At 70.7% G+C, this 15580-nt stretch carries 16 protein-coding genes and 1 pseudogene; 8 read left to right on the top strand and 9 right to left on the bottom strand.

The window, feature by feature from the left end:
- The coding region (locus BLR05_RS06180; protein WP_244160054.1) for an RHS repeat domain-containing protein at positions 1 to 523 on the top strand (523 nt) is incomplete at its 5' end.
- Between the two features lie 108 nt (positions 524 to 631).
- On the opposite strand, the pseudogene BLR05_RS06175 reads toward BLR05_RS06180, so the two are convergent.
- A pseudogene (locus BLR05_RS06175) lies at positions 632 to 1064 on the bottom strand (transposase); the annotation flags it as partial.
- A 183-nt stretch (positions 1065 to 1247) separates the two neighbouring features.
- On the opposite strand from BLR05_RS06175, the gene BLR05_RS26480 reads away from it, so the two are divergent.
- Positions 1248 to 1412 (top strand): hypothetical protein, encoded by a 165-nt coding sequence (locus tag BLR05_RS26480; protein ID WP_167361203.1) that lies wholly within the window; start codon positions 1248 to 1250, stop codon positions 1410 to 1412.
- Positions 1413 to 1428: 16 nt separating this feature from the next.
- Here the strand turns inward: BLR05_RS26480 and BLR05_RS06170 are convergent, their stop codons facing one another.
- Complete coding sequence (locus BLR05_RS06170; RefSeq protein WP_092832924.1) at positions 1429 to 2331, bottom strand: DMT family transporter; 903 nt, start codon at positions 2329 to 2331, stop codon at positions 1429 to 1431.
- A 136-nt stretch (positions 2332 to 2467) separates the two neighbouring features.
- Here BLR05_RS06170 and BLR05_RS06165 point away from each other — a divergent pair, with 136 nt between their 5' ends.
- From BLR05_RS06165 to BLR05_RS06155, 3 genes are all read left to right on the top strand, one after another.
- Positions 2468 to 3454 carry a quinone oxidoreductase family protein gene (locus BLR05_RS06165; protein ID WP_092832923.1) on the top strand — a complete coding sequence of 329 codons (987 nt, stop codon included), beginning with the start codon at positions 2468 to 2470 and terminating at the stop codon, positions 3452 to 3454.
- Positions 3451 to 4278: an NUDIX hydrolase gene (locus tag BLR05_RS06160; protein WP_092832922.1), complete on the top strand. Its 828-nt coding sequence runs from the start codon at positions 3451 to 3453 to the stop codon at positions 4276 to 4278. The genes BLR05_RS06165 and BLR05_RS06160 overlap by 4 nt, the downstream gene beginning before the upstream one ends.
- An 84-nt stretch (positions 4279 to 4362) precedes the next feature.
- A complete protein-coding gene (locus BLR05_RS06155) occupies positions 4363 to 5418 on the top strand; it encodes a bile acid:sodium symporter family protein (RefSeq protein ID WP_092832921.1) in 1056 nt (351 codons plus the stop codon).
- A 19-nt stretch (positions 5419 to 5437) separates the two neighbouring features.
- On the opposite strand, the gene BLR05_RS06150 is transcribed toward BLR05_RS06155, so the two are convergent.
- Positions 5438 to 6502 carry an NAD(P)-dependent alcohol dehydrogenase gene (locus BLR05_RS06150; protein WP_092832920.1) on the bottom strand — a complete coding sequence of 355 codons (1065 nt, stop codon included), beginning with the start codon at positions 6500 to 6502 and terminating at the stop codon, positions 5438 to 5440.
- A gap of 124 nt (positions 6503 to 6626) precedes the next feature.
- The gene (locus BLR05_RS06145; protein ID WP_092832919.1) at positions 6627 to 7025 is read right to left on the bottom strand and encodes a tautomerase family protein; all 399 of its coding nucleotides are present in this window, start codon (positions 7023 to 7025) and stop codon (positions 6627 to 6629) included.
- A gap of 107 nt (positions 7026 to 7132) precedes the next feature.
- Between BLR05_RS06145 and BLR05_RS06140 the strand changes: the two genes are divergently transcribed.
- Entirely contained in the window at positions 7133 to 8050 is a 918-nt protein-coding gene (locus tag BLR05_RS06140) for a LysR substrate-binding domain-containing protein (protein ID WP_092832918.1), read from the top strand.
- On the opposite strand, the gene BLR05_RS06135 is transcribed toward BLR05_RS06140, so the two are convergent.
- Entirely contained in the window at positions 8047 to 8226 is a 180-nt protein-coding gene (locus BLR05_RS06135) for a hypothetical protein (RefSeq protein WP_092832917.1), read from the bottom strand. The genes BLR05_RS06140 and BLR05_RS06135 overlap by 4 nt on opposite strands.
- Positions 8227 to 8679: 453 nt before the next feature.
- On the opposite strand from BLR05_RS06135, the gene BLR05_RS06130 reads away from it, so the two are divergent.
- Positions 8680 to 9984 carry a YopJ family acetyltransferase gene (locus BLR05_RS06130; protein WP_225978936.1) on the top strand — a complete coding sequence of 435 codons (1305 nt, stop codon included), beginning with the start codon at positions 8680 to 8682 and terminating at the stop codon, positions 9982 to 9984.
- A 6-nt stretch (positions 9985 to 9990) separates the two neighbouring features.
- On the opposite strand, the gene BLR05_RS06125 is transcribed toward BLR05_RS06130, so the two are convergent.
- On the bottom strand, positions 9991 to 11658 hold the full coding sequence (locus BLR05_RS06125; RefSeq protein WP_092832916.1) for a Na/Pi cotransporter family protein: 1668 nt from the start codon (positions 11656 to 11658) through the stop codon (positions 9991 to 9993).
- 253 nt (positions 11659 to 11911) lie between these two features.
- On the opposite strand from BLR05_RS06125, the gene BLR05_RS06120 reads away from it, so the two are divergent.
- Entirely contained in the window at positions 11912 to 12451 is a 540-nt protein-coding gene (locus BLR05_RS06120; RefSeq protein WP_244160053.1) for a hypothetical protein, read from the top strand.
- Between the two features lie 244 nt (positions 12452 to 12695).
- On the opposite strand, the gene BLR05_RS06115 is transcribed toward BLR05_RS06120, so the two are convergent.
- The 3 genes from BLR05_RS06115 to BLR05_RS06105 are packed head-to-tail and all read right to left on the bottom strand — an operon-like array spanning position 12696 to position 15404.
- Complete coding sequence (locus BLR05_RS06115; RefSeq protein WP_092832915.1) at positions 12696 to 13541, bottom strand: phosphodiesterase; 846 nt, start codon at positions 13539 to 13541, stop codon at positions 12696 to 12698.
- Entirely contained in the window at positions 13538 to 14617 is a 1080-nt protein-coding gene (locus tag BLR05_RS06110) for an ABC transporter ATP-binding protein (protein ID WP_092832914.1), read from the bottom strand. The genes BLR05_RS06115 and BLR05_RS06110 overlap by 4 nt, the downstream gene beginning before the upstream one ends.
- Positions 14607 to 15404 (bottom strand): ABC transporter permease, encoded by a 798-nt coding sequence (locus tag BLR05_RS06105; RefSeq protein ID WP_092832913.1) that lies wholly within the window; start codon positions 15402 to 15404, stop codon positions 14607 to 14609. The genes BLR05_RS06110 and BLR05_RS06105 overlap by 11 nt, the downstream gene beginning before the upstream one ends.
- Positions 15405 to 15580 lie beyond the last annotated feature (176 nt).

Raw genomic sequence — 15580 nt, 5'->3', positions numbered from 1 at the left:
CCTCTACGAGCCGGACAGCTTCGTGCCGCTGGCGAAACTGGAGTCGGAGTGGAAGGGCGAGGCTGCAGAGACAGAGAATGAGGCCGAGAGGGTGGGTACCGCTTCACAGGCACAGGAGCAGGTGCGGCCCAAGAACTTCACGGCTTACTACTACCAATGCGACCAGATCGGCGCGCCGCAGGAGCTGACGGACGAGCAGGGCCGCATCGTATGGGCGGCGAGCTACCAGGTGTGGGGGCAGACGCAGGCGCTGCAGGCGATGCGCACGGGGACGGACGACGCGGCGGTGTTCACCCAGGCGGAGCGGCCTTTGGCGCTGGCGGCGAAGGGGGACGTGCAGGCTCTGAGTTTCGTGGAGCAGCCGCTGCGGTTCCAGGGGCAGTATTTCGATGGCGAGACGGGGCTGCACTACGACCGGTTCCGGTACTACGATCCGGTGACGGGGCGGTTCGTGCACCAGGATCCGATTGGGTATCTACGGAAGGTCTGCAAAACTCCTTCCCCGCGCCCCTTGGCGGGATGAATCGGGTGATTTGTCGCGATGTGCGAGATCAGCCTGATTTCCCGCGCGCAATGCCCATGCAGCAGGCAGATGTGGCCCGTGCAGCGGTCCTTCGGCACATTCCGGGCGCACACGCTCGATTACCTGGGCCAGTGGCCGGCTCCTGTCCAGCACGGCACGTTTGCCCGGGCGCAGGGCAATGGGCCACCTCGCCTTCAGGCCTCGGGCCTCGGGCCGCCTGTCCACTCCCTGGCAGCCCGCATCGCCAAAGGCATCGTGCTGCTGCCCATGCAGCAGTCGTGCGGCCTGGGTGACGTCGTTGACGTTGGCCGCGGTGCCGATGACCGTATGCACCAGGCCCGACTCGGCATCCATCCACGCCAATGTGCGCCTTCATTCCGAAGTGCCACTGGTTGCCCTTCCTGGTCTGGCGCATCTCGGGGTCGCGCTCGCCCTGGGCGTTCCTGGTCGAGCTGGGCGCGGCAATCAGCGTGGCATCCACCAGCGTGCCGGTCTTGAGCATGAGCCCTTGCGCTGCCAGGTGGGCGTTGATCGTTGGGATCTTCTCGGGCAGGGGATCGAACCCCAGCATCTGCGGCTGCTGATGCTGCTCGTGCGTCATGCTCGCCATCTTGCCTGCGGTTCACTGCATGCGCCAGTCAGCGGCGGGGTTTTGCAGACCTTCCCTATGGCAATTCCATCGTGAAATTCTGCAACCGCTTCAGCCAACTGATCCAGTTAGGCCATGCACAAAACCCTGCGTCTCTGCATTCATTTGGCATGCATCGCCGGCCTGCCGGCAATCGTGCTTTTGCAGGCCTTCGCCGTGGTGAAGGCCACCCGCAGGCGTGAGCGATGGCTGCCCGCCGTTCTGATGCTGTCGGGGGCGCTGCTGCTGGTCGCCTCCTGACCTGGCGCAAGAGGGCTCATCCCCGGCGCGACGACACCACGATGCCCGCCACGATCAGCACGAAGGCCGCGCCGTGGTAGAGGTGGGGTGCTTCGCCCAGCACCAGGGCGGAGAGCAGGGCGGCGAAGAGGGGCGTGAGGTTGATGAAGAAGCTCGCCACGGCCGGGCCGGCGCGCTGCACGCCCACGCCCCAGCAACGGTAGGCGAGCAGGGCCGGGCCGAGCGCGATGAAGGCGAGGGCCGCCACGAGCGGCCAGCCCCAGGTGGCGTGGGCGTGGCCGAGCGCCCATTCGCCGGCCGCGAACGCGCCGGACCAGGCGAGACCGAACACCATCTGCGCCATGAGGAACGCGGCCCAGTCCGCGCGCAGGCCCGCCGGTTCGGTGGTGCGCGAGAGCAGCCAACTGTAGAAGGCCCAGGAGATGGTGGCCAGCACCATGTAGAGGTCGCCCGGAACGAGCCGCAGCGCCAGCAGTTGCGACCATTCGCCGCGGCTGAGCACGACCAGCACGCCGGCGACGGAGAGCAGCGCGCCCGCCGCCTGGGCGCGCGTCACGCGCATTCCGAAGCAGAGCGCGCCGATGGCCAGCATCCAGACCGGCAGGCTGGAGCCGACGAGCGTGACGTTGAGCGGCGTGGAGGTCTGCAGGGCCATGTACTGCAGCGCGTTGTAGCAGCCGATGCCCAGCAGGCCGAGCATGGCGTAGCGCCGCCAGTGGGACCACAGCGGGCTGCCGCGGTGCAGCACGCCATGGGCCAGGGGCAGCAGCACGGCGAAGGCCAGCGCCCAGCGGATGAAGTTGAGCGCGACGGGCGAGATGAGGTGGTGCACGAGGCGGCCGGTGACTGCGTTGCCGGCCCACAGCAGCGGCGCGGCCACCAGCAGGGCCGCGGTGCCGGGCGAGAGTCGTTGTGTCATGCCCGGGAAATGTACCGGCCTGCGGGCTTTCCCGATCCATGGCAGGATGCACGCCGGCCGCCGCGTGGGGCCATTCCGCTTCGCGGGACCTTCGCGCCTTTTCCCTCACTTCCCCTTCCATCGCAGGAGACGCCGCATGAGCCTTGCCGTCCAGATCCGCCAGCCCGGCGGCCCCGAAGAACTGCATTTGACCGACGTGACCGTGGGCGAGCCCGGCCCCGGCGAGATCCGCATCCGCCACCATGCGGTGGGCCTGAATTTCATCGATGTCTATCACCGCACGGGGCTCTACCCGCTGCCGATGCCGGCCACCATCGGCATGGAGGGCGCCGGCATCGTCGAGGCGGTGGGCGCGGGGGTGGCGCACCTGGCCGTGGGCGACCGCGCGGCCTATGCGAGCGCGCCCCCCGGCAGCTATGCCGAGGTGCGCGTGCTGCCCGCGAAATGCGTGTGCCGGCTGCCCGACGCGATCGATTTCGAGACCGGCGCGGCCATGATGCTCAAGGGCCTGACGGCGCAGTACTTGCTCAAGAAGACGCTGCCGGCCGAGGGCCTGCAGGCGGGCGACCACGTGCTGTTCCATGCGGCCGCGGGGGGCGTGGGGCTCATCGCCTGCCAGTGGGCGAAGGCGCTGGGCCTGCAGCTCATCGGCACGGCGGGCAGCGGCGAGAAGTGCCGGCTGGCGCTCGCCAACGGTGCCGCGCATGCCATCAACTACCGCACGGAGGACTTCGCGGCGCGCGTGAAGGAGATCACCGGCGGCCGGGGCGTGAAGGTGGTGTACGACTCGGTGGGCAAGGACACGTGGGAGAAGTCGCTGGAGTGCCTGCGCCCCTTCGGCCTGATGGCCACCTTCGGCAATGCTTCCGGCCCGGCGCCGGCGTTTGCGCCCGGCATGCTGGGGGCCAAGGGGTCGCTCTATGTGACGCGCCAGACGCTGTTCACGCATATCGCCACGCGCGAGGCGACGCAGGCGATGGCCGACGACCTGTTCGCCGTGGTGCAGAGCGGCGACGTGACCATCCACATCGACCAGCGCTACCCCCTGCGCGACGTGCAGCAGGCGCACCGCGACCTGGAAGCGCGCAAGACCACGGGTTCCACCATCCTGACGCTGGAATGAGCGGGCATCGCGAAGTGCCGATGCCCGGCTGGGTGGCGCCGGCGCGCGCGTTGGCGCAGCGCCTCCCGGCGGTGCCGCGGCTGGCGTTCGCCGTGGCCGGGCAGGCCGTGGGCTCGGTGGCGCCGGGCGTGCTGGAGGGCATCGTGCTGGGGGCGCCCGCCGCCGGCACCGCGCTGGTGAAGGAATCGCACGCAGGTGTGGAGCGCTGGCACCTGGCCTGCGCGCCGGCCGAGGCCACTCCGGCCCTGGCCGCGCTGGCGGATGCGCTGCGCCGCGCGGGGCGCTGCGGGGCCTGGCGCGACGAGCAACTGGCGGTGTGCAACGCGGCCGGAGAGCGCATCGGCACGGTGGAGCGCGGCGCGGTGCGCGCGCTGGGCATCGCCACGCGGGCGGTGCACCTCGTGGCCTGCGCTCCGGACGGCCGGCAGTGGGTGCAGCAGCGCGCGTTCACCAAGCCCAGCCACCCGGGCCGCTGGGACACGCTGATGGGCGGCATGGTGAGCGCGCAGGACACGGTGCAATCCGCCCTGGCGCGCGAGACCTGGGAAGAGGCCGGGCTGCGCATCGAAACCTTGCAGGCCCTGGCGCGCTGCGGCCACGTCGATTTCTCGCGCCCGAGCGACGAAGGCGAGGGCGCGGGCTACATGGTGGAGCGCATCGACTGGTTCCGGGCCACCGTCCCCGAAGGCACCGTGCCCGCCAACCAGGATGGCGAGGTGGAGCGTTTCGAGCTGCTGGAGGCGGCCGAAGTGCAGGCGCGGCTCGCGCAGGGCGCCTTCACGCCCGAGGCGGCGCTGGTGCTGGCGGGCTTCTACGGCTGGTGAGCCGGCAGGCGGCCTCCGGGCCCCTGACCGTGCAGGGGCAATAATGCGGGGTTATCCCGTACGCGGCGCACCGCCGCAACCGCCATGGCCCGTTCCCGTTTCCTGCCCGACAACTTCACCCTCGCGCTGGTCGCCACCGTGGCGCTGGCCAGCGTGCTGCCCGCCGCCGGCCAGGCGGCGCGCGGCTTCGAGTACGCCACCACGGCCGCCGTGGCGCTGCTGTTCTTCCTGCACGGTGCCAAGCTCTCGCGGCAGGCCATCGTCGCCGGCCTGTCGCACTGGCGGCTGCACCTGCTGGTGATCACCAGCACCTTCGTGCTCTTCCCGCTGATCGGCTGGGCCCTGCGGCCCGTGCTGGAGCCGCTGGTCACGCCCGAGCTCTACATGGGCGTGATCTTCCTGTGCGTGCTGCCCGCGACAGTGCAGTCCGCCATCGCGTTCACCGCCATGGCGCGGGGCAACATGCCGGCGGCGATCTGCTCGGCCTCCGGGTCCACGCTGCTGGGCATCGTGATCACGCCGCTGCTGGTCGGCCTGCTGCTCAAGGATGTTCCCGGCGCACACAGCGCACCGGGCGCGGCCGGCGGCCACGACACCCTCGCGAGCATCGGCCGCATCACGGTGCAGCTGTTCGTGCCCTTCCTGGCCGGCCACCTGCTGCGGCCCTGGATCGGCGGCTTCGTGCAGCGGCGCGCGGCGGTGCTCAAGTTCGTGGACCAGGGCTCCATCCTGCTCGTGGTCTATACCGCGTTCAGCGCCGCGGTGATCGAAGGTCTGTGGCGCGAGATTCCCCTGCACGCGCTCGCGGGCCTGGTGGCGGTGTGCGCCGTCATCCTCGCGATCGCGCTGGCGGCCACCACCTGGATCAGCCGGCGCATGGGCTTCTCGACGGAAGACGAGATCACCGTGGTGTTCTGCGGCTCCAAGAAAAGCCTCGCGAGCGGCGTGCCGATGGCCAAGGTGCTGTTCGCCTCCCACGCGGTGGGCGCGCTGGTGCTGCCGCTGATGGTGTTCCACCAGATGCAGCTCATGGTGTGCGCGGTGATCGCTCAGCGCTATGCGCGCCGGCCGGTGGAGGGCGGGGAAGCGCTGGGCGGGGCGGGCGCGTCTGCGAGCGTTCCTCCCGCGGCGCGGCCCTGAAGGCGCGCGCCGCAGTCGTTCAGGCGGCTTCGCGCAGCGTGTCCATGTCGATCACGAAGCGGTAGCGCACGTCGCTTTCAAGCATGCGCTCGTAGGCGCTCTCGATCTCGTCCATGCGGATGGTCTCGATGTCCGCCACGATGCCGTGCTGCGCGCAGAAATCGAGCATCTCCTGCGTCTCGCGGATGCCGCCGATCAGCGAGCCCGCGAGGCGCCGGCGCTTCATGATGAGGCTGAACACGTTGGGCGAGGGATGGGGGCTGGCCGGCGCGCCCACCAGGGTCATGGTGCCGTCGAGCTTGAGCAACGCGAGGAAGGCGTCCAGGCCGTGCGGCGCGGCGACCGTGTTCAAGATCAGGTCGAAGCTGTTCGCGTGCGCGGCCATCTCCCCGGCGTTCTTCGACACCACGACCTCGTGCGCGCCGAGCCGCTTCGCATCCTCGCGCTTGGAATCCGAGGTGGTGAACAGCACCACGTGCGCGCCCATGGCGGCCGCGATCTTCACGCCCATGTGGCCCAGGCCGCCCAGGCCCACGATGCCGACCTTCCTGCCCGGGCCGGCGTTCCACTGGCGCAGCGGTGAATAGGTGGTGATGCCGGCGCACAGCAGCGGCGCCACCGCGGCGAGGGAGTCCTCGCCGTGCGTGATGCGCAGCACGAAGTTCTCGCGCACCACGATCTGCGCGGAATAGCCGCCGAAGGTGTTGGCGCCCGTGCCCTGCTCGGGGCCGTTGTAGGTGCCGGTGAAACCGTTGTCGCAGTACTGCTCCAGGCCTTCGGCGCAGGGGGCGCAGTGCTGGCAGCTGTCCACCATGCAGCCGACGCCGACCAGGTCGCCCGCGCGGAACTTCGTCACCAGCGCGCCCACGGACGTGACGCGGCCGACGATCTCGTGGCCAGGCACGCTGGGGAACTGCGTGCCCGCCCACTCGCCGCGCACGGTGTGCAGGTCGGAGTGGCAGACGCCGCAGTGGAGGATGTCGATGGCGACGTCGAGGTCGCCGGGCGTGCGCCGCTCGATGGTGAGCGGCGCTAGCGGGGTGGTGGCGGACTGTGCGCCGTAGGCGAGGACGGTGTTGCTCATGGCGGGGCCCTGGGGCGGAAGTGGATCGGGCCCGCCACCTTAGCGGAAGGACGCCGGGCCTGCAGGACTGCCCGGCATCGCCACCGGCCGCGGGCGGGTTTCCGCGGCCGCATGCTGCAGAGGGCTAGATGCCGGCCTGCTGGTGGCGCCACTCCTGGGTGCGCCCGCCATACCCGTAGGCCGCGGCGCGCGCGTCGATCAGGTGCACATAGCTCACCGGATGCAGGTTCGGCAACAGCGCTTCGAAGGCGGCATGCACCTCGCGCAGGTAGAGCGCCTTCTCGGCCTTGGTGTTGGTCTCGTCGGTGATGCTGATGTCGAGATGGAAAGCACTTTGGGCCAGCTCCGCCAGCGATGCACTGCCCACGAACCACTGGGCGGCCGGGATGAACTGCACGGTGGTGGCAATGACCGGCAGCTGCTTGCCCAGCACGCGCTGGGTGATGCGGGCGACGACATCGGCGGCGCTGCGGGCGAGTTGGGCATCGGGTTCTCCGCTGAGGTGGATCACGGTGTGGGGCATGCGAGGCTCCTGGGGTGGGCTGTGGATGGCCTGATTCTTCGATTTTCCAGGCCATCGGAAAAGCAGGATGATTGGTGTTCATCCATCGAAAATTCCGTGGGATTGGCATGCGCCCCTTCAACCTGGAACAACTCAGGACGTTCGTCGCGGTGGCCGATGCCGGCAGCCTGGCCGCCGGCGCGCCGCAGGTCTTCCTGTCGCAGTCGGCCGTGAGCGAGCAGTTGCGCAAGCTCGAGCAGCATGCCGGCCAGGCGCTGCTGGTGCGTTCCAAGGCCGGCGTGGTACCCACCGCCGCCGGGCTGCGGCTGCTGGCGCACGCCCGGCAATTGCTGGCGCTGAGCGAGTCGGCATGGCATGACCTGCGCGGCGCGCGGCTGGAAGGGGTGCTGCGGCTGGGCGTTACCGACTATTTCCGTCCCGCGGAGCTGGCGGGGTTGCTGGCGCGCATGCAGGCCCGGCACCCTGGCGTGCGGCTGCAGGTCACGGTGCAGAAGAGCGGCGATGTCGAGGCTGGCTACGCGCAGGGCGCGTTCGATGTCGGCATTGCCATGCGCCTGCCGGCCCCTGCCACTGGCCGCACCGCCGATGCGCCAGCCCGGCCCCGAGGGGGGCAGGTGCTGCGGCGCGAGCCCCTGCTCTGGATGGGGGCTGCGCAGGTAGCGGCCGCGCCGCCCTGCCAGGGCGAGCCCCTGCGCCTGCTGGCACTGCCGGACACCTGCGCGCTCCACCAGCTCACAGCGGCCCTGCTGAGGCGGCGGCGCATTCCCTTCACCGTCGCACTGGTGGCCTCCGGGGTCGCCGGCCTGCAGTCCGCGCTGGCGGCGGGGCTCGGCATCGCCTGCCTGAACGCCGCCGCACTGTGCGAGGGCGTGCAGGTCCTGCCGGCGGCATGGGGGCTTCCGGCGCTGCCCCAGGCCCGGTTCACCGTGCTGCCGCCGCGGGCGGGCGAGTCCGGCTTCGTCCGGAACGCACGCCAGCAGCTGGCGGCCGACTTCGGCGCGGCGTACGTGCAGGCGGCACGCTAGCGCCGCGGCTGCGGTGGCGCAGGGCTTTCGCCGCCACCGGCGGGCTGCTGCAGGCGGTCGTTGCGGACCTCCTTCATCATCTCCTCGCCGACCGGATCGGTGCGATCCACCGGCACATCGGTTTCCTGGGTGACTTCCGGCTCGTCGCCGGGGGGCTTGCGGTGGGGCTTGGGCATGGCGTCTCCTCGGAGTGTGGGATGGCGGGGCCATCGGACCTGCCAGGGTAGGGGCTCCGAGCACCGATGGCAAACGCGGGGGATTGCAGGGCATCGCGATGCGGGCGGGTGGTTTGCGCCCCGGTTCGCCCGGCAGGCACCCGTTTCGCGCCGCCCGGCGCCGCCCTGCAGTGCAGCGGCATGCTCGGCGGCATTGCCCTTGCAGGCATCGCCTTGCCCCCGCCATGCCCCGTTCCGTCACATCCTCTTCGCCGCCACGCCCGTCCGGTCCTGCCCACCCCGGGCATCCGCCGCCATCCGCGGATGAGCGGCCCGCCCCAACGGCGTCGGCGGGCCGCTGGCACGCCGGGGCCCTCGGCGCATGAAATGCCGTTGCCGCCGCGGCGTACGGGGCCTTCCCTGCCGATCACCCGCGCGCGTGCCACGCTGCGCCGGATGGCGCAGGGTCCCGCCTTGCTGGACAACACCGCCGCTCTGTCTCGCATGGGCTTCGACCCCCGAGCGCAGTTGCTGTGCGCGCCTCCCGAGCGGCGTCCCCTGGAAGCTGCCGCACCGGGTGCGCTTTTCCTTCCCGTGGCGCTGCCTGTGCCGCCGGCCCCGGTGGTCGCGCTGCCGTCCGGCGATCCCGTGGCCGCGCAGCGGCGGCAGGTGGTCGATGGGCTCGGTGAACTGCGCGCCTTCGCCGCCGAGGTGCATGCGGAAGGCGCCAGCCCCGACGACGAGCCCGATGCCTTCCGCAAGCTCGACAAGCTGGCGATGCCGGCGATCGTGTCCGCCCTCAATGCGGAGGACCCGCAACTGCGCCTGGTCTATGCGCACGCCAGCGTCCCGGACGACCGGGGCGTGGTTCCGGACCATGGCGGCTTCGGCTCCGTGGAGTGGCGCAGCTTCGTGGCGGATGCGGCGCCCGGCCGATGGCGGGTCGTGCTCGACAACGCCGCCCACAATCTCGCGCTGGACCTGCATGTCGAGGGAATGCCGGGTGAGCCGGGGCGCCGCTGCTCCGTGGTGCACATGAGTTCGTCCGTTCCCGAGAGCGCTGATCCGATCCTCACCGCCGCCGAGATGGCGGCCCACCTGCGCCTGCCCGAGGGCTGGCCGCTGCTGCTGGTGGATGTGCCGGCCCAGAAGAGCCTGCGCTCCTGCAGGATTTTCGCGCTGTCGATGGCCCTCAAGTGCGCCGCGGATGCATCCCTGGAGGACCTGCATGCCCGGCAACTGCGTGGAGAGCCGCCGTCCTTCGATACGGTCGAGGTGGATGCCGAACTGCTGTTGCCGGCCGAGTATTCCGGCGAGACCGGCAGCCCGTCGGATGGCAGCACCGGAGATTCGGCGCATGGCTCTGCCGCCGTTCGTGACGTCAACCCGGCATCACCGCAGCCGGTGGGCCTGCTCGCACACTACGTTAAGACGGTGGCGGACGTGCTGGGGCCGGCCTACATGAAGCATGCGCAGTCCCGCACGGCCTTGCAGGGCTATCTCGACGGGTTGCCGCACGGGGCCAGGCACCAGCCCGTGAACCGCAAGGGACAGACGCTGCTGGAAAGGCACGACGCCCACCGGGTGGCCCGATGGCCACAGCCTGCGGGTCACAAACCCGGCCCGCTGCTGCAGAGCGCGTCGATCGAACTCAAGCGCATCGCCTTCCTCGACAAGGCGATCCGCCATGCTGCAGGGTGCAGCGCGCAGGCCATCCTGCCGATGAGCGAAGCCATGGACAACGTGGACAGCCGCTGGCGCGACTGGTATCGGCACTGACGAGTGTCAGGCCAGCGGGTCGGCGCCCGCCTCGTCTGGTGCGTTGCGCAGCCGGCTCGGCGCCAGCGCCCCGGCGGAATCGAGGATCGGGTAGGCGAGCGAGCAGATGTGCGAGTTGATGCGCTTGAGGTCGCTGATGAGGTCGATGTGCAGCGAACTGGTCTCCATGCTCTGCACGGTCTTGTCGGACAGGCGGCCCAGGTGGGTCGCCGCGTAGGCGCGTTCCAGTTCGCGGAAACGCGTCTTTTCCTCCAGCAGCCGCTGCGCGTCGCGTACGTTGCCATTGAGGAACACGCTCATCGCCAGGCGCAGGTTGTTCACCAGCCGGCCGTGCAATTCCGTGATCTCGGCCATGCCGGCATCGGAGAAGCGCCGGCCCTTGCGGATCTTCTTGTCCTCGATGTCCGTCAGCACGCGCTCGATGATGTCGGCCACCTGCTCCATGTTGATGGTGAAGCTGATGATGTCCGTCCAGCGCCGGCTTTCCTCCTCGTCCAGCGCCCCGCGGGAGATCTGTGTCAGGTAGTACTTGATGGACGAGTACAGCCTGTCCACCTCGTCGTCCATCTTGCGCAGTTGCTGCGCCAGCTGCAGGTCGTCCCGGCGGATCACGTCGAGCACGCCCAGCAGCATGGACTCCACAACGTCCGCCTGGTAGAGCGCTTCGCGCGCCGCGCAGGACATCGCCAGCGAGGGAGTGGAGAGCGCCGAAGGGTCCAGGTGCTGGGGCCGGCGATTGGGCGGCCCCTCGGGCGGGGGCAGCAGCCGCGTGACGGCCCGGGCCACCCACTGAGTGAACGCGATGAAGCCCAGGCTGACCACCACGTTGAAGGCCAGGTGGAAGAGCACCACGCCCTGGGCCGCGCCCGGCATGTGGGGCTGCACGTGCCGCAGCCACAGCCCCGCGAACGGGGCGACCACCAGCACGCCCATGAGCTTGAACATCAGGTTGCCCACGGTCACCTGCCGCACCTCCACGGCCGACTTGGCCGTGGTGATGACCGCCAGCAGGCCGCTGCCGAGATTGGCTCCCAGCACCAGGCCCAGGGCCACGTCCAGCGGCACCACGCTGGAGGCCGCCATGGCCGAGATCAGCAGCACGATGGCGAGGCTGGAGTAGGCGATCACGGCCAGCACCGCGCCCATCAGCACCTCCAGCACCAGGTCGCTGTCGAGCGAGCCGAGCAGGGTGCGGATGAGCGGCGAGGCCAGCATCGGCCCGCTGGCCTGCACCACCATCTCCAGTGCCAGCAGCATCAGGCCCAGCCCGATCAGCACGCGCCCCACGCGCCCTGCGGTGCTCGTCTGCCGGGTGATGAACAGCACCACGCCGACGAAGATGAACAGCGGCGACAGCCACGACAGGTCGGTGGAGAACAGCACCGACATGAGCGCGGTGCCGATGTCCGCCCCGCGCATCACCGCCAGCGCGGCCGGCAGCGTGATAAGCCCCTGCCCGACGAAGGACGAGGTCATGAGCGAGGTGGCGGTGCTCGACTGCACCAGCGCCGTGACCCCGATGCCCGACAGCGCGGCCGAGAAGCGGTTGCCCATGCTGCGCGCCAGAAGGGTGCGCAGGTTGGCGCCGAACACGCGCAGCACCCCGGTACGCACGAGGTGCGTACCCCAGACCAGCAGGGCCACGGCGGCCAGCAGATTCAACAGGTGCTTCATGGATCGGGTGTTCGGATGCCTTCCACGGCCGGGCCGCGGCAGGTGCTGTTTTCAGGGGCCACAGCATACTCCTGAATCCATAGCAATCGGCCGAAGGCCACGGCCGCGCCATGGGTGGGCGGTCGTGGTGCAGGCGTGGTGCAGGCGCGGTGCAGGGCTGGGCGGGAAGCGACTTCGCCCGGGCCGGCCCGATTTCGCGTGCAGGGCCCCGCGGTGCCGCGCGCGGCCCTAGCCTTGCCGCATTTCCGTTCGAATGGATCGCAAGACCATGCAGTTCAACGCCAATCACGTATCCGGGGCAGGCGCCTCGCACCGCCCGTCGCCCTCCGCGCAGCCGGCCGAATCTCCTTCGACCCGCCCATCCAGCCACGGACGCAGGCTCGATGCCGGGGGCGGCCCGGGCCCGCGGGGCTACGCCTTCCAGACCGACCCGGCCCGTTCCGGGCCGCCACCCCGCCGGCCGGCCCCCGCGCTGCCGGACGGGCACCGGACGCCGCCGCGGCCCGCTGCGCCGGACACGCTGACGTTCGCGGCCCGCTTCCTCTCGAACGGGCCGGTGGAGGCCGTCGTCCGCACTCCTGAACAGGAGGCGCAACTCGCGCGTGCCGACAGCGCCGCCGACCGGCTGAAGCCGCTGGTGTCGCTGCGGCTGGGCACGGCCGTCCACAGCAGGCCTTCCGCCGCGGATGTGGAACAGATCGGGGCCCTGCAGCGCAAGCTGGACGAACTCCTGCAGGTCCGGGCGCAGAAGGTGCAACTGGCGGAGGATGTGGTGCAGCTCCGCGCAGCCTAAGACTCGGGAAAGGCGCTGGGCATCGACTGGAATCGCCACAGGGAATGGGAGGGCATCCTTGAGGCCCGGCCCAAGCAACGGCTGGAGCAGATCGACGGCGGCATCGCCAACCTGCGGCATCGCCTTTCGGAAGCCACCGATGAGGTGCAGGAGCAGAAGGAGCGGAATTTCAGCAAGATCCTGTTCTGAGTCCCGCGGCGCGGCCCGTTCTGGCGGCGGCTGTGGCGCCGCGCGCGCCGCCGCGTCAATCGATGAGCCGACCGCCGTCATGGAACGGGTAGGGGCCCGGATACTGCCCGCTGGCCGCCAGGTGGCTCACCAGCCGCCCGCCTGCGGGCAGCGCATGCACGGCGAAGCCCGGGGGCTCCAGCGTCCAGGCCGAGGCGGCATCGGGCGCGAGGTCCAGGCACACCTGGTGGGCCGGCGACGGCACCGTGGCCGCGATCGTGCCGCCGAAGCGCACCTGGATGCTGCGGTGCAGATGGCCGCAGACCACGCGCTCGACGTTGGGGTGGCGCGCCACCAGGGCCTCCAGTGCTTCAGAGCCTTGCAGCAACCCGATCTCGTCCATGTGGCCGATCAGCGTGCGGAAGGGCGGATGGTGCATGGCGATCACCACCGGCCGGCCGCTGCAGGCGTCGAGCTGCGCGGAAAGCCATGCCAGCCGTTCGGCGCAGAGGCTGCCCTCGCTCGCGCCTGGCACCACGGTGTCCAGCGCGATGAGCTGCAGGCCACCCGCGGGCACGCTGAACTGCACGAAGCCGTCCGTGCCCAGGTAGGCGTGTTCCGGGAAGCTGGCGCGCAGCTGCGCGCGGTCGTCGTGGTTGCCGGGCAGCAGGTAGAGCGGGATGGCGCCCAGCGGCGCGAGCAGTTCGCGCAGGTGGGCATATTCCCCGGGCCGCCCGAAATCCGTGAGGTCGCCCGTGGCGACGATGGCATCGGGGCGCTGCGGCATGCGCAGCACCGTCTCCACCGCCCGGCGCAGGTAGGGCGCGGTGTCCAGCCGGCCGTAGGCCAGGCGGCCGGGCTCGCGGATGTGCAGGTCCGAGAGCTGCAGCAGGATCGTCGTGGTGGATGCGGATGCGGTCATGGTGTCGGGAGTGTTGCTTCGCTCAGGGGCATGAGGCGCTGGGGGGCGATGCGCACGGCCACGCCGTCGCCCACGCGGGCGGCATGGTCGCGGGCCACGTCGGCGCGCAGCGGGGCCTGGCCGGACGCCTTCAGCGTGAGCTGTACGCGGTCGCCCAGGAAGCTGCGGTGTGTCACTTCGGCATGGCCCCAGCCGGGCCGTCCCGGCACCGTGGGCTCGACTTCCACGTCTTCCGGCCGCACCAGCCAGGCGCTGCAGTGCGGGCCGGCCGGAGCGGGCAGTTCCAGGCCGCCCAGGTCGATCATGCCCTGGCGCCCGCCGGCGGGCTGTTCCAGCCGGTTCACCCGCCCCAGGAAGGACGCCACGAAGGGGTGGGCGGGGGCTCGGTAGAGCGTCTCGCCGTCGCCCACCTGCACGATGCGGCCGGCCTGCATCACGGCCAGCCGGTCGGCGATGGCGAGCGCTTCCTGCTGGTCGTGGGTGACGTGGATGGCGGTGATGTGCAGGCGGCGCAGCAGCTCGGCCAGCTCGTCGCGCAGCGATTCCTTCAGCTTGGCGTCCAGTGCGGTGAGCGGCTCGTCCAGCAGCAGCACGCGCGGGCGCACGGCCACGGCGCGGGCCAGGGCCACGCGCTGGCGCTGCCCGCCCGAAAGCTCCGCCGGGCGACGCTTCTCCAGGCCATTCAGGCGCACCAGGTCGATCAGCTCGCCCACCACGCGGCGGCGCTCGGCTTCGGGCGTGCCGCGGATCTTCAGGCCATAGCCGATATTGCTCTCCACCGTCATCTGCGGGAACAGCGCGTAGTGCTGGAACACCATGCCCACGCCGCGCCGCTCGATGGGCCACTGCGTCACGTCGGTGCCGCCGAAGGCGATGCGGCTGCCGGCGTCGGGCGCCTCCAGCCCGGCGATCAACCGCAGCAGCGTGGTCTTGCCGCAGCCCGAGGGGCCCAGCAGGGCGAGTACCTCGCCGGGCTCCACGGCCAGGTCGGTGGGCTGCAGGCCGCGGGTGCCGCCGGTATAGGTTTTGGCGCACCGGACGATGTCCACGCGCGTGCGTTCGAGTTCAAGTGCCATGGTGTCTCTCGATGAGGGTGCCGACGGCCTGCAGGCCCCAGAGCACGGGCAGGATGACGGTGAGGAAGACGAGGGTATAGGCCGAGCCGATCTCGATGCGCATGGAGGCATAGCTGTCTGCCAGCCCCACGGGCAGGGTGCGGGTGAGCGGGGTGTGCAGCATCCAGGTGAGGTTGAATTCGCCCACCGAGAGCGTGAACACCATCATGCTGCCCGCCACGATGGCCGGCAGCACGGCCGGCACCAGCACGCCGAGGAAGCGCTGCACGAAGCGGGCGCCCAGCGAGCGCGCGGCTTCTTCCAGCGAGCGCAGCTCGTCCTTCCGGAAGGCCGCGCCCACGGTGCGCACCATGAAGGGCAGGGTGAACACCATGTGTCCGACGAGGATGAAGGCGAAGCTCTGGCGGAAGCCTGAAAGCTGGCCGTAGGCCAGGATCAGCGCCAGGGCGCTGGCCAGGCCCGGCACTGCCACGGGCAGGGTCAGCAGCTCCTCGAAGAGCCGCGCGGCGCGCGAGCGGCTGCGCGCCAGCGCATAGGCGCAGGGCACGCCGATCAGCAGGTTGCCCGCCACGCACAGCAGTGCCAGCCACAGCGACCGGCCCACGGTGCTGCCGTAGTTCTCCCACACCTCGCCCAGCCAGCGCAGCGTGAGGCCGCTGCGCAGGCCCGTGCCGTAGTTGTTGACCAGCCCGGCCATCACCGACAGGGCGATGGGCGCGGCCATGAAGAGGGCCACCACCGCGGTGAGGGCGATCAGCGCCCAGGGTGCCTGTCGTGCGTTTCTCATGGGTGCTATCTCAGTAAGTCGTTGTCAATCGCGAATGGCCGTGGTCGCGGCGTGCATGTCGGGCGCGGTCCAGCCCAGCGGACGCCGCGCAAGGGCCGCCCCGCCGCGCTGGCGTCGTCCCCCTGCCCGCGCCGCGCAGCGGTGCGAGAGCGGGGGGAAGGCGCGCAGCGCCTCAG

The organism is Paracidovorax cattleyae (assembly GCF_900104515.1).
Classification (GTDB): domain Bacteria; phylum Pseudomonadota; class Gammaproteobacteria; order Burkholderiales; family Burkholderiaceae_C; genus Paracidovorax; species Paracidovorax cattleyae.
Note: the sequence above shows the minus strand (reverse complement) of the source record. Positions and strands in the feature narration are given on the sequence as shown.

What these genes read in the sequence shown, in the direction of transcription:
- BLR05_RS26480 (WP_167361203.1), top strand. Translation starts at nt 1,248, where the DNA reads ATGCACAAAACCCTGCGTCTCTGCATTCATTTGGCATGCATCGCCGGC.
- BLR05_RS06170 (WP_092832924.1), bottom strand. Translation starts at nt 2,331, where the DNA reads ATGACACAACGACTCTCGCCCGGCACCGCGGCCCTGCTGGTGGCCGCG.
- BLR05_RS06165 (WP_092832923.1), top strand. Translation starts at nt 2,468, where the DNA reads ATGAGCCTTGCCGTCCAGATCCGCCAGCCCGGCGGCCCCGAAGAACTG.
- BLR05_RS06160 (WP_092832922.1), top strand. Translation starts at nt 3,451, where the DNA reads ATGAGCGGGCATCGCGAAGTGCCGATGCCCGGCTGGGTGGCGCCGGCG.
- BLR05_RS06155 (WP_092832921.1), top strand. Translation starts at nt 4,363, where the DNA reads ATGGCCCGTTCCCGTTTCCTGCCCGACAACTTCACCCTCGCGCTGGTC.
- BLR05_RS06150 (WP_092832920.1), bottom strand. Translation starts at nt 6,502, where the DNA reads ATGAGCAACACCGTCCTCGCCTACGGCGCACAGTCCGCCACCACCCCG.
- BLR05_RS06145 (WP_092832919.1), bottom strand. Translation starts at nt 7,025, where the DNA reads ATGCCCCACACCGTGATCCACCTCAGCGGAGAACCCGATGCCCAACTC.
- BLR05_RS06140 (WP_092832918.1), top strand. Translation starts at nt 7,133, where the DNA reads ATGCGCCCCTTCAACCTGGAACAACTCAGGACGTTCGTCGCGGTGGCC.
- BLR05_RS06135 (WP_092832917.1), bottom strand. Translation starts at nt 8,226, where the DNA reads ATGCCCAAGCCCCACCGCAAGCCCCCCGGCGACGAGCCGGAAGTCACC.
- BLR05_RS06125 (WP_092832916.1), bottom strand. Translation starts at nt 11,658, where the DNA reads ATGAAGCACCTGTTGAATCTGCTGGCCGCCGTGGCCCTGCTGGTCTGG.
- BLR05_RS06120 (WP_244160053.1), top strand. Translation starts at nt 11,912, where the DNA reads ATGGATCGCAAGACCATGCAGTTCAACGCCAATCACGTATCCGGGGCA.
- BLR05_RS06115 (WP_092832915.1), bottom strand. Translation starts at nt 13,541, where the DNA reads ATGACCGCATCCGCATCCACCACGACGATCCTGCTGCAGCTCTCGGAC.
- BLR05_RS06110 (WP_092832914.1), bottom strand. Translation starts at nt 14,617, where the DNA reads ATGGCACTTGAACTCGAACGCACGCGCGTGGACATCGTCCGGTGCGCC.
- BLR05_RS06105 (WP_092832913.1), bottom strand. Translation starts at nt 15,404, where the DNA reads ATGAGAAACGCACGACAGGCACCCTGGGCGCTGATCGCCCTCACCGCG.